Annotated in this window: 9 protein-coding genes; 1 reads left to right on the top strand and 8 read right to left on the bottom strand. The window is 70.0% G+C overall.

Features of this window, described 5'->3' with window-relative positions; genetic code table 11:
* Positions 1–592 precede the first annotated feature (592 nt).
* Entirely contained in the window at positions 593–1666 is a 1074-nt protein-coding gene (locus ABD295_RS14725) for an NAD-dependent epimerase/dehydratase family protein (protein WP_344304533.1), read from the bottom strand.
* A 90-nt stretch (positions 1667–1756) separates the two neighbouring features.
* On the opposite strand from ABD295_RS14725, the gene ABD295_RS14730 reads away from it, so the two are divergent.
* Positions 1757–3034, top strand: a complete 1278-nt coding sequence (locus ABD295_RS14730) for an FAD-binding protein (protein WP_344304534.1) — start codon at positions 1757–1759, stop codon at positions 3032–3034.
* 13 nt (positions 3035–3047) lie between these two features.
* Here ABD295_RS14730 and ABD295_RS14735 read toward each other — a convergent pair whose 3' ends face one another.
* Genes ABD295_RS14735 through arfA form a run of 7 tightly spaced genes read right to left on the bottom strand, consistent with a single transcriptional unit; the run spans position 3048 to position 12038 of the window.
* Positions 3048–5051: a family 43 glycosylhydrolase gene (locus ABD295_RS14735; RefSeq protein ID WP_344304535.1), complete on the bottom strand. Its 2004-nt coding sequence runs from the start codon at positions 5049–5051 to the stop codon at positions 3048–3050.
* A gap of 20 nt (positions 5052–5071) precedes the next feature.
* Entirely contained in the window at positions 5072–5890 is an 819-nt protein-coding gene (locus ABD295_RS14740; protein WP_344304536.1) for a phytanoyl-CoA dioxygenase family protein, read from the bottom strand.
* A gap of 37 nt (positions 5891–5927) precedes the next feature.
* Positions 5928–7400, bottom strand: a complete 1473-nt coding sequence (locus ABD295_RS14745; protein ID WP_344304537.1) for a hypothetical protein — start codon at positions 7398–7400, stop codon at positions 5928–5930.
* Between the two features lie 5 nt (positions 7401–7405).
* Positions 7406–8224 (bottom strand): carbohydrate ABC transporter permease, encoded by an 819-nt coding sequence (locus ABD295_RS14750; protein WP_344304538.1) that lies wholly within the window; start codon positions 8222–8224, stop codon positions 7406–7408.
* On the bottom strand, positions 8221–9180 hold the full coding sequence (locus tag ABD295_RS14755; protein WP_344304539.1) for a carbohydrate ABC transporter permease: 960 nt from the start codon (positions 9178–9180) through the stop codon (positions 8221–8223). The genes ABD295_RS14750 and ABD295_RS14755 overlap by 4 nt, the downstream gene beginning before the upstream one ends.
* The gene (locus tag ABD295_RS14760) at positions 9180–10517 is read right to left on the bottom strand and encodes an ABC transporter substrate-binding protein (protein WP_344304540.1); all 1338 of its coding nucleotides are present in this window, start codon (positions 10515–10517) and stop codon (positions 9180–9182) included. Before ABD295_RS14760 ends, ABD295_RS14755 begins: the two co-directional genes overlap by 1 nt.
* Before the next feature lie 9 nt (positions 10518–10526).
* The gene (gene arfA / locus ABD295_RS14765; protein WP_344304541.1) at positions 10527–12038 is read right to left on the bottom strand and encodes an arabinosylfuranosidase ArfA; all 1512 of its coding nucleotides are present in this window, start codon (positions 12036–12038) and stop codon (positions 10527–10529) included.
* Positions 12039–12145: the final 107 nt, after the last annotated feature.

A 12145-nucleotide genomic window follows, 5' to 3' on the forward strand; every position in this document is an offset into this window, starting at 1 on the left:
GTCGAGCCCCCCGGAAGTTCACGAGACCACCTGTGAGTCTCGACTGCGCTCGACCACCGGTGGTCGAGCAGCGAGCTGGCGAGCGAAAAGTCGAGACCCCCGGAAGTTCACGAGACCACCTGTGGGTCGACTGCGCTCGACCACCGGTGGTCGAGCAGCGAGCTTGCGAGCGAAAAGTCGAGACCCCCGGAAGTTCACGAGACCACCTGTGGGCCTCGACTGCGCTCGACCACCGGTGGTCGAGCAGCGAGCTTGCGAGCGAAAAGTCGAGACCCCCGGAAGTTCACGAGACCACCTGTGGGCCTCGACTGCGCGCTCGACCACCGGTGGTCGAGCAGCGAGCTGGCGAGCGAAAAGTCGAGACCCCCGGAAGTTCACGAGAACCACCGGTGGTCGAGGAGGTCGAGCCACGTCCCCGGTGGTCGAGGAGGTCGCGCAGCGACCCCGGTGGTCGAGCAGCGAGCTTGCGAGCGAAAAGTCGAGACCCCCGGCTGCCAAGTCGACGCCAGACACTGCGACCTCGACCAGATCCAGCCCTCCAACCCCACGGCCCACCCGGACAAACCCGGTCTGATTCACCCGGCGGCCTGTTTCACGGCAGCCGGCGGGAGCCGATCCCTCCGGAGCGGACCAGGCGGCTCAGCCGGTCCACGACGCGACGGCTCCGCAGCACGGGGCTGAGGGTGTTGGCACCGTCGCGCATGCCACGCACCAGCTCGTCGAGCGCGTCCGTCGCCGAGACGCGAGGGTCCCAGCCGAGCTCGGTGCGCGCCCGGGTGGTGTCCATGAGGGGCGTGTCGAACGCAAGGTCGATCCACCCGGGATCGAGGGCGTGCAGCCGCGCGTGCCACGTCGCGCCGATGACGGCGCGCAGCACCGCCCGCGGCATCGGAAGCGGTCTCGCCTCCAACGCCGCCGCCAGCCCCTGGCGACCGATGACCGGCTCGGCGGCAAGGTTGAACGCCCCGCTGACACGTTGCTCGAGGGCCCGGACGATCGCGTCGGCGACGTCGTCGGCGTGCACGACCTGGATCCGCAGGGACGCGTCCAGGGGGAGGACCGGGAGCGCCGAGACCAACCGGCGCGGCAGGTAGCCGGGCAACCCGTAGCGCAGCAACGAGCTGGCCGCGTCCCGTTGCAGCACCAGCCCCGGGCGAAGTCGGGTGACCACCATGCCGCCGCCGCGCCCGTCGTACTCGTCGAGAAGCCGCTCGACCTCGGCCTTCGCGCGGCTGTAGGCCAGGGACGGGACTCCTTCGGTGGGCCACGCCTCGGTGACCCGTCCCTTCGTGATTGCGCCCGAGTAGGCGCCGACCGACGACATGTGCACGAGGTGCTCGACGCCGGCGGCGTCGGCGGCGCGCACGAGCTCGCGCGTGCCGGCGATCCCCACCCGGTCGAGGTAGTCGGTGTCGCGCGCCGGCTGGAAGCCCCAGGCGAGGTGCACCACAGCGTCCGCCCCCTCGAGCGCCTCGTCGAGCGCCACGCGCACGTCGGCCGAGGCCAGGTCCGCCGTCACCCACTCGACGTCGTCGTACGGCGCGACCGACTGGGGCCGGCGACGGACGACGCCGACGACCTGGTGGTCCTGGGCGGGGTCCGACTGCAGCCGACGCAGCAGGGCGGTCCCCACGTTGCCGCTGGCTCCGGTGATCACGATGCGCACAAGGCGGGGTACCCGGTGCGGTCTCGGTCAGCCGCCGAGCCGCACGTCGGCCCCCATGCGTCAGGATGGAGGGGACCCCGAGGAGGCCGCATGTCCGGTACCAACCCGGAGGAGTCCGGAGCCGCGGTGCCCGCGACGAACTGGGCCGGCAACATCACGTTCCACGCGGCCCGACGGGAGCGACCGGAAGACCTGGCCGCGCTGCAGGCGCTGGTGGCGGGCTCGAGCCGGGTGCGGGCGCTCGGCACCGGGCACTCGTTCAGCGGGGTCGCGGACACCGACGGTCTGCTCGTGAGTCTCGCGGGGCTGCCGCGGACCGCGCGGGTCGACGCGGATCAGCGCACCGTCACGATCGGCGGCCAGTGGACCTACGGCGAGCTGGCGATGGAGCTGGATCGCGCAGGACTGGCGCTCCCGAATACCGGATCGCTCCCCCACATCTCGGTGGCGGGCGCCTGTGCGACGGGCACGCACGGTTCAGGCACGCACAACCAGGCCCTCGCGGCGAGCGTCCGGGGCGTCACGATCGTGACGGCGACCGGCGACGCCGTACGACGCGAGCGCGGCCACCCCGACTTCGATGGGGCGGTCCTGGCGCTGGGCCGGCTCGGGATCGCCGTCGAGATGACGCTCGACGTGGTGCCGACCTTCGACCTCGCCCAGACCGTGGTCGAGCAGGTGCCCGCCGCGCGAGTGGAGTCCGCGCTGGCCGACATCTTGGCGGCCGCCTACAGCGTCAGCGTGTTCACCACGTGGGGTCTCGACCGCCTCGACGACATCTGGGTCAAGCAGCTGGTCGGCGCCGAGCCGCTCGCCGAGCTGTGGGGCGGCCGCGTCGCCCAGGAGGCGCGGCACCCGGTGGCCGGCATGCCACCGGAGAACACGACCCAGCAGCTCGGCGTTCCAGGTCCCTGGCACGAACGGCTCCCCCACTTCCGCCTCGAGTTCATGCCGAGCGCCGGGGACGAGCTGCAGTCCGAGTACCTCGTGCCGGCGGCCCGGGCCACCGCGGCCTGGCGGGCGCTCGACGGGATCCGCGAGGTGCTGCACCCCTTGCTGCACGTGTCAGAGCTCCGCGCCGTCGCCCCTGACCCGATGTGGCTGAGCCTGACCGGGGGGCAGCCGTGCGTCGCCTTCCACTTCACGTGGAAGACCGTCCCGGGAGTCGCCGACGGCGTCGCCGCCGTGGAGGCGCAGCTCTCTGGGCACGACGCCAGACCGCACTGGGGCAAGGTCTTCTCGACGCCTCCCCGAGAGCTGGCGCGCCTCTACCCCCGGCTCCCGGACTTCCGTCGGCTCGTGCACGACCTCGACCCCGGCGCGACCTTCGGCCAGGACCTCGTCGACACCTGGCTCGGACTCGCCTGACCAGGGTCACCGCCTAGCGTGAGTGACTCTCCTTCAGCCGGCTGACGCGGACGTAGTCGTACTGCACCGTGTAGTCCCCCTCGATGTGCTCGCCCGGCGCAAGGCCCATCGCGACCAGCGCGAGCTGACGGTCGTCCAGCGAGTGCGTCCACGTCCCGCCGCGGATCCAGGTCTCGCCGTCCTGACTGGAGTACGCGGTGTATGCGTGCGTGTCGCCGTCGGCAGCCCGGCGCTCCGCACCGGAGAGCCGCTCCGCGACGATCCGCAGGTAGGTCCACTCACCGGAGTCCGACGGCGGCCCGACAACGCTGTTGCCGTAGCGGTTCCAGCCTTCGGGGACCGGGAAGAGCTCCTTGGCCCACTCCGTCTGGCGCGTGTTCCAGATCGAGGTGTTCGTCAGCTTCACGAAGTTGTCGTCGTCCTCGTAGACCAGGACGCCGCCCTGCGCGTAGTTGTAGCAGCAGTTCGGGCTGTCGGGGACGTTGAGGCGCACGGCCGTCTCGACCACGAAGTCACCGCGGGGCGCGTCGCGCACCAGCACCGAAGCGGTGTTGTTGCAGGCATTGAGGTCACTGGCCACGAGTCGGGTGTCCGCCGGATCGGGCGTGCACTCGTCCGGGGCCACGAGCGGCTCCTGGATCGTCCAGGTGAGGACGCCGTCGGCGACGGCGTACTCAGCGCGCTCGCCGCGGATCCACGACCACGCCGGGTCCAGCACGTCGCCGTCGAACTCGTCCGCGACGATGAGCCGGCCTGGCTGCTGCGTGGCGACCAGCCGCGTCTTGTGCCGCGACCGCTCGCCCGGCTGTCCGGCCGGTGCGGGCATCGTGCGGTCCGACGCCCACTCGCCGCCGTTGACCGTGGGCCAGCCGTCGACCCAGTCGATGGCGTCCAGCAACGCCGGGCGCTTGGTGAAGCCGGGCTCGGTCTCGAAGAACGGGTCGTTGCGGTCGACCGCGTGGTAGATCGTCCACCAGTCGCCGGCGGCGTCCTGGAAGACGGTGTTGTGACCAGGCCCGACCCAACGGTTGCCGTTCATGCTGATCACCGGCGTGCCCCCTGTCTGCGTGTCCGTCAGCAGGTTGCCCTCGCGGTCGACGAACGGTCCGGTGGGCGACGCAAACCGGCCCACGAAGACGCTGTAGCCGGTGAGCGCCCCGTTGCAGCAGTTCGTGGCCGAGACGAAGAGGTAGTAGTAGCCACCGCGCTCGACGACGTTCGCACCTTCGTACTTGTTGTCCGCCGCGACCTGGGTGTGGTCACCCTGGACGGCCGTGGCGCCGTCCTCGGTCAGCGTGAGGGCCGTGGCGTAGATCCCGCCGTAGTAGCTGCCGTAGTAGAGCGTGCTGCTCGTCGCCACCGAGTCCCCGAGCACGTCCGGGTCGTAGGTCCACTTGAAGTTGCAGCCCGGCCCGCCGCGGCGAGGATCGACCACGGGCTCGTCGGAGAAGGTCCAAGGACCTGTGGGGCTCTGGCTCGTCGCCACGCCGATGGCGTTGTCCGAGCCACAGTTCTCCTCACCACTGACGGCTGCGATCGTGTCCGTCACGCCGACGAACATGTAGTACTGGTCGTAAGTCGTCGAGTAGACGACCTCGGGTGCCCAGAGGGCGGCATCCTCCTCGGCCCAGCTCGGCAGCCCTGACGCCCCTTGCGGGAAGGCGTCGCCGACGTAGGTCCAGTTCACCAGGTCTTCCGACGACATCGTCGGGACGCGGTGGAAGACCAGCTCGCCCTCGGCGTCGACGTCCTCGTCGTTGAGCGGGTCGGTCGTGCAGTACATGTACCAAGTGGTGTCGCCGGGCTCCTGGCCGCGGATCACCGTCGGGTCCGCACAGCTCTCGACCACGCCGTCACCGGGGATCGCAGGCTCCAGCGGATTGCTGTAGCGCCCCGGGTCCTTGCCGGGTGCTGCCGGACTCGCGGCCGCCGTGCCGGTCCCGGGGGCCAGCAGGCCGGCGGCCAGCACCAGCGCGACCGCCGCGCCCGATCCCGCGAGGTTCCGCCGCGTGGTCATCGTGCGCCTTGCTCCTGCCATCAGCCCATCACCAGTCCTTCGATGTCGTGTTTCTGAACGATCGGGGTCAGCTCGTCGACGACCGGGCAGGCGAGGTGGTCGCGCACCCGCTGCGGCAGGCCGTTCCAGAAGGCCGTCGTCACGGCGAGGTCGTGGTGCGCGTCGTTGCCGGCGCCTGGAGCGTCGACGCCGAGCACCAGGACCGGGCGCGCCACCTGCGACCGGTTCGGGGTGCCGCGGTGGATGGTCAGGGCCGAGCGCGCCGAGATGTCACCGACCTGCGGGTACTTGCGCACGGCCAGCGCCTCGTAGCGGGGGTACGCCGACTTCGGCGGGAACTGCTCGTGGTCGAAGTCGTCACCGCGGTCCCAGTGCGTGCCGGGAGCGACCTCGAGGGGACCCATCTCGTCGGTCGTGTCGACGGTGGTGAGGTTGAACGCGAGAGAGGTGAGCCGGTGGCCGTCCCACGTCTCCGAGGGACTCGGGAAGTCCCGGTGCCACGGCTGCAACGTAGCCCCAGGAAACGGCGTGTCGAAGCCGACCTCGACGATGCGGTAGTCCGGGCCGAGGACCGTCTCGCAGACGACGCGCACCCACGGGTGGTCCACCAGCTCGACGAAGCCGCGCAGCGCCTCGGGGTGGAGCTCGACGTACCAGCGGTTCGGCCCGCGCCCGACCGCCCCGCCTTCCCGCGAACGGGCCTCGTCGAAGGCTGCGTCGACGTCCTCCCGCAAGGCCTCGACCCACGTGCGGGAGAACGCACCCTTGTGTGCGGTGATCCCGTCGGTCTCGAGCTGGCGCGTGATCTCCTCCAGGTCGAAGTCCTCCATCAGATCCATCAGATCCCCCTTCCGCTGCATCGCTCCCGAGCTCCGGTCATGTCGAGTGCAGGACCACGACATCGCCGTGGCCGCCGTAGCCCATGACGTCCTCGGTGAACTGCGTGCCGTCGAAGGTGACCATCCACCAGCCGCCACCGGGGTCCGCGAGCAGCTGCGGGTGCGGGATGTTGGTCGGGTACGGCGCGTCGAGCCGTCCGACGCGGCGGCCGGTCAGGTCGAAGACGGGGTAGTTGCGGTCGTCGCCGTCGCTGGCCAGGAGCCAGGTGTCACCGCCGACCGTCGCGATGATGGGCCCCTCGGCCTGGTGCAGCGAGTCGGCGGCCGCGACCAGGCTGAGGTCGTCGTGCCAGGTCCCCGACGTCGTGCTCGCCAGGGCCGGGTGGAAGTCGAACGGGTCCTGCGAGGGGCTCTCGACGAACCCGACGTACCAGGTCTCGTCGAGGCGGGTGAGCGCCGGATCCCAGGACCCGTGCTCGGTCGGCATCGGCGACCTCTCGGTGTCGAGCACGTGCACGCCCGTGAGGACGTCGTCAGTGGTGGTGGTGTGGCGGACGTGGATCGAGCCGGGCTCGAAGTCCCCCCACGAGCTCGTGGCGACGATCCACTCGTCGCCCGACCTGACGAGCTGGCCGGCATGGTCGCCGAGCACGAGCCCGTCGCGGCGGGAGAAGATCTGGGCCTCGAGCCGCATGTCCGTGGGGTCGGCGGGGTCGAGCGACCAGACCGTGAAGTGCGCCTGCTGGAAGAAGCCGAGCCCCGCGCAGGTCCACGTCAGGTAGGCCCGACCACCCCTGATGTACGGCGTCCCGTCCGTCTCCTGCACGAGGTGGGGGTCGCGCAGACCGGTCATGCCGAAGACGCCGGCGCGGGCGTCGTCGACGCCGGTCGAGCTCCAGGCGTAGGAGTAGCGGGACAGCACGTCCTCTCGGCGCAGGTCGACCAGCGCGGCCACCTTGGCGCGCTCCGTGAGCAGCGGGCGCCAGCCGTCGCCGGTGTCGACCAGCGCGGTGACCTGGTTCTCGCAGAGCGCGAAGGCAAGTCCGAACGCGCCGCCGGCCTCGAAGGTGACGCGTCGCAGCAGACGGGTTCGGCCGCCCTGCCTCACCGACAGCCACAGCCGCGACGTCGCCGCGGACCAACGGACGAGGACGTGGTCGCCGTCCTCGGTCGTCAAGCCTGCTGCCACGTCCTCGGCGTCGCCGGAGACCCGCAGCTCGATCGCGACGTACGGCGCCACAGGCCCGACCTCGCCCCGGAACATGCCGTTGGGGCCCGGACTCGCGGGCGCCTCGACCTCGAAACCGTCGGCGACGAGCGCGAACGGGCGGAACCGGTCGACGATCTCCAGTGACAGGTCGAAGATGACGGCCTCCTCGGCGTTCTGACGGGCGTTCGGCGTGTTGGTGCGCTGACTGGTCTGGGATCGGGAGGGGTCGGGATCGGCGGTGCAGCCCGTGAGGAGCACGGCGGTGGTGCCGAGCAGCACTCGCCGCCGCGACAGCCGCACGGACGTCAGCCCTTCAGGCCCGACCGGGACACCCCCTCGATGACGAAGCGCTGGGCGAAGGCGTAGAGCACCAGGACCGGCACGCTCGCCACGATCGCGCCCGCCATCAGGAGGTCGTAGCGAACGGCGTTGGCGGTCTGCAGCGTCGACAACCCGGCCTGGAGCGTCTGGTTCTCCGGGCTGAAGAGCACGTAGACCGGCCAGAGGAAGTCGTTCCAGTTCGTGAGGAACGACAGCAGCGCCAGCGTCGCGAGTGCGGGCTTCGACAGCGGGAGCACGATGCGCAAGAAGATCTGCCAGCGGTTGGCGCCGTCCAGCAGCGCCGACTCCTCGAGCTCGCGCGGGAGCCCGATGAAGAACTGCCGCAGGAAGAAGACGCCGAAGGCGCCGGCCGCGGTGGGCACGATGATCGCGGTCAGCGTGTCGAGCCAGAACAGCCGCCCGACGATCTCGTAGTTGGGGACCACGAGGATCACCGGCGGCACGAACAGCGTCGAGACGATCATGGCGAGCACGACCTTCTTGAAGCGGAAGTTGAGCCGGGCCAAGGCGTATGCCGCCAGCGCCGAGGTCACCACGACGAGCGCGGCGTTCGCGGACGCGGCCAGCATGGAGTTGAGGAACCACCGGAAGACGGGTGTGTCCGTCGAGCCGAGGATCCGCTCGTAGGCCTGCGTGGTGAAAGGATTCGGCCACCACGTCGGCGGGGTCTTGACGGCCTCCGACGGCGTCTTGAAGGACGTCGCCAGCGCGAAGACCAGCGGGCTGACGAACAGCAGCGTCAGCGGGACCAGGACGACGTAGCGCCAGACCTTGCCGCTCATGACTCGTCCATCGCACCGCGGGCCCGGAAGCCGGCGTACACCACGAGGGACAGCACGATCAGCGCCAGCGTGAGGATCCAGCTGGCGGCCGCGGCCTGGCCCATCTGGAAGTTCTGCAGGCCGGTCTCGGCGATCCAGAAGATGGCGGTCTGGGTCTCGCGACCCGGAGCACCGTTGGTCATGATGAACGACTGCCCGAACATGTTGGCCGAGGCGATGATCGTGATCAGCGTGACGAACATGGTGACCGGCTTGAGTCCCGGCAGCGTCACGTGACGGAACGACCCCCACCGGCCGGCGCCGTCGACGCGCGCGGCGTCGTACAGCTCGGCCGGAATGTCCTGGAGGCCCGCGATGTAGATGACCGCGTTGAACCCCAGCGTCCACCACACCGTGACCCCGACCAGAGCCACCCACGCGGCTGGGATCGACGTGAGCCATGCGGTGTCGCCGGGCAGCCCGAGCGCGTCGAGGTAGGAGTTGACGGCGCCGATGTTGCGGTCGAGGAGGAAGCGCCACATCACGCCGACGACCGCCACGCCGAGCACGTAGGGCGCGAAGTAGATCGTCCGGAAGACGTTGCGGCCGCGGAACTTCTCGTTCATGACCATGGCGACCGCGAGCGGGACGACGATGAGCAACGGCACGCTCAGGACCGTGAACAAGCCGGTTGCCTGCATGGCGTTCCAGAACGGGCCCGAGGACGTCGAGCCCGGCGTGAACAGGTCGACGTAGTTGTCGAACCCGACGAACGGCTTGCCCGGCAGCGTGAAGTCCCAGTTGTGCAGGCTGATCCAGAGGCCGAGCACGATCGGCGCCAGGACGAACGCGGTGAAGAGCACCAGGTAGGGCGCCAGGAAGAGCGCCGCCACGAGCCCGTCGCCCCGCGCCTTCGCCGGCCGCGGCGCGACCGCGACCTGTTCCGCCTCGGGACCGGCCAGCTGCCGGGTCGTCATCAGGACCCGAACTTCTCGAGGTTCTCCTGCATCATCTTCGTGGCGTTCGAGGCTTGCTGCGAGAGGGCTTCGTCGGGCGACTTCTGACCCAGGACCGCCTCGTTGACGGCGACCTCGAGAGTGGGGGCCTGCACGTCACCGAGGCCCGGGACCGCCGGCAGGAAGTGCAGCGCCTCGACCTGGTCGACGATGGCGTACTGCACGGAGTCGGTGAAGTCCGCTTCCTCCCGGGCGGCGTTGAGCGCAGGGATCATCCCGGCGCCCGACCAGGCCGCGGACTGCTCGGACATCCAGCCGATGAAGGTCTTGGCGGCGTTGGCGCGGTCCTCGTCGCCGGCAGCCTGCTCGGTCATGAAGAAGTTGTGCGAGTTCGCCCACGCGGCAGCGTTGTCCCCGATCACCGGGAGGCTGGCGATGCCGTAGTCGATGCCCGACTCCTTGAGGTCGTTGATCTGCCAGATCCCGTCCCAGGTGATGGAGTTCTCGCCGTTCTTGAACGCGACGTACTGGCTGTCGATGTCGACGTTGTCGGGGCTGTAGCCCTTCTCCACCTGCTCGCGCATCCAGCTCAGCGCCTCGACGCCGGCTTCGCTGTCGTAGGTAGCCGCGGAGCCGTCCTCGGCGTAGGGCTCCCCGCCGAACTGCCAGAGCAGCGAGAGGAACATCAGGTGCGCCGGCCACTGGTTCGGCATCCAGAACGGCTTCGCGTAGCCCGCCTGCTGCAGCGCCTTGCACGCCTCGTCGAGGCTGGCGGCGTCGGTCGGGGCCTCCTTGATGCCGGCCTTCTCGAAGTGCTCCTTGTTGTAGTACATCGCGATCGTGTGCACGTCGAGAGGGATGCTGTAGCGCTGGTCCTGATAGATCCCCGGCGTCCACACGGCGGGCGCGAAGTCGCTCTCGGAGAGCCCCAGCGCCTCCGCCAGGTCGTCCACCGGAGCGAGGACGGACCGCGCTGCGTTCGTCGCGATCTGGTCGAGGTGCATCACGCCGACGTCCGGACCCTTGCCGGCCTGCGCCGCGGCCGGGAGCCGCTGGTAGAAGTCGGACCACTCGATGGTGTTGTTCTTGATCGAGATGTTGTCGTGCTCGGCCATGAAGTTCTTCACGAGCTCCTGCATGGTCGGCCCGTCACCGCCGGTGAAGCCGTTCCAGTACGCGAGCGTGAGGGCCGGGCCCGCGTAGTCCTCACCGGAGAAGCCGCCCACGCCCTCGCTCTGCGAGTCTCCGACACCCTTTCCACCGCCGCACCCGGCCAGCAGGAGGCCCCCGCCGCCGACGACGATGAACCCACGGCGGGACAGGCGCGCCGAGGTCATGACGGCTCGTGATCGGTTCATCGAAATCTCCTATGGGGTGGTGGATGTGCGGGCGTCCGGCTCCAGCCGGACGACGTTCCAGGTAACGGGGGGCAGGGCGACCTGAAGGCGGCCGTCGCCGAGCTGCACGTCGGGGTTGGCCCGCGGGAGCACCGCGTCGGGCGTCGCGGCGGTGTTGCGCGACGCCGGGTCCGAGGCCGAGAGCGTGCTGCACATGGTGACTCGGTGCCCCGGAAACGCCCGCACATGCACGGTGAGGTCGAGCTGCTCCGTGGTCGAGCGGTTGACGGCCAGGATGGTGACGGCGCCGGTCTCCTCGTCGTGGGTGGCGGTCGCGTGCAGGAAGGGCACGTCGCCGAGGCCGGTGGTCGGGTACGTCGGGCAGGTCGGCTCGACCCTGAGCACGGTCCCGCGGGCCAGAGCAGCGGCCTGGGCGAACGGGTGGAAGATCGTCTGGCGCCACGCCGGCCCACCGGGCTCTGTGCGGATCGGCGCGATCACGTTGACCAGCTGGGCCTGGCAGGCGATGCCGACCCGGTCTGCGTGGTTGAGCAGCGTGATGAGCAGGCTGCCCACGACGGCGGCGTCGGTGACGTCGTACTCGTCCTCGATGAGGCGGCGGGCCTCGACCCAGTCACCCATCGACGTCTCGTCCCAGGCCGACTGGTACCACACGTTCCACTCGTCGACGGAGAGCCGAAGTCTCCGCTGCGACTTGAGCCGGGCGCCGACATGGTCGGCGGTGGCGACGAGCGCGTCGATGGCGCGGTCGAGGTCGACGGCGCTGGCGAGGAAGTCCTCACGCGACTGGATCAGCGGGTCGTAGTAGTTGTGCAGCGAGACGTAGTCGACGCTCTCGTAGCACTCCTCCAGCACGGTGGCTTCCCACGTGGCGAAGGTCGGCATCGCGGTGTTGGAGCTGCCGCACGCGACCAGCTCGAGGTCCGGGTCCATCCGCCTCATGGCCCGCGCCGTCTCGGCCGCCAGCCGTCCGTACTGAGCGGCGCTCTTGTGGCCGATCTGCCACGGGCCGTCGAGCTCGTTGCCCAGGCACCAGACCCGGACCCCGTGCGGCTGCTCGACGCCGTTCTTGCGCCGCAGGTCCGACAGCAGGGTGCCGCCCGGGTGGTTGCAGTACTCCAGCAGGTCGAGCGCCTCGGCCACGCCACGGGTCCCGAGGTTGACCGCCATCATCGGCTCGACGCCGGCCTCAATGCACCACGCGGCGAACTCGTCGACGCCGAAGGTGTTCGGCTCGATCGAGCGCCAGGCCAGGTCCAGGCGGCGCGGGCGATCCTCGAGGGGGCCGACGCCGTCCTCCCAGCGGTAGCCGGACACGAAGTTGCCGCCCGGGTAGCGCACGATCGTCGGACCCATCTCGCGCACCAGCTCGAGCACGTCGCCGCGGAAGCCGCGGTCGTCCGCCGTCGGGTGACCGGGCTCGTGCAGCCCGGTGTAGACGCACCTGCCCATGTGCTCGGCGAAGGACCCGAAAAGGCGCGAGTCGACGGCGGCAACCCGATAGGCCGGGTCCAAGGTCATGCTCGCCGAGATCATCCCTATTGGTTCTACGCGCAGTTTCCAACGTTGTAAATGCCCCCGATACCCATTCGTTACAACGTTGTAAACGCCTCCGGGAGCACTACTGT

This window comes from Nocardioides bigeumensis, from assembly GCF_039531755.1.
Classification (GTDB): domain Bacteria; phylum Actinomycetota; class Actinomycetes; order Propionibacteriales; family Nocardioidaceae; genus Nocardioides; species Nocardioides bigeumensis.

Coding starts and splice junctions, on each gene's coding strand:
- ABD295_RS14740 (WP_344304536.1), bottom strand. CDS start 5,890: ATGGATCTGATGGAGGACTTCGACCTGGAGGAGATCACGCGCCAGCTC.
- ABD295_RS14750 (WP_344304538.1), bottom strand. CDS start 8,224: ATGAGCGGCAAGGTCTGGCGCTACGTCGTCCTGGTCCCGCTGACGCTG.
- arfA (WP_344304541.1), bottom strand. CDS start 12,038: ATGACCTTGGACCCGGCCTATCGGGTTGCCGCCGTCGACTCGCGCCTT.
- ABD295_RS14730 (WP_344304534.1), top strand. CDS start 1,757: ATGTCCGGTACCAACCCGGAGGAGTCCGGAGCCGCGGTGCCCGCGACG.
- ABD295_RS14755 (WP_344304539.1), bottom strand. CDS start 9,180: ATGACGACCCGGCAGCTGGCCGGTCCCGAGGCGGAACAGGTCGCGGTC.
- ABD295_RS14735 (WP_344304535.1), bottom strand. CDS start 5,051: ATGACCACGCGGCGGAACCTCGCGGGATCGGGCGCGGCGGTCGCGCTG.
- ABD295_RS14760 (WP_344304540.1), bottom strand. CDS start 10,517: ATGAACCGATCACGAGCCGTCATGACCTCGGCGCGCCTGTCCCGCCGT.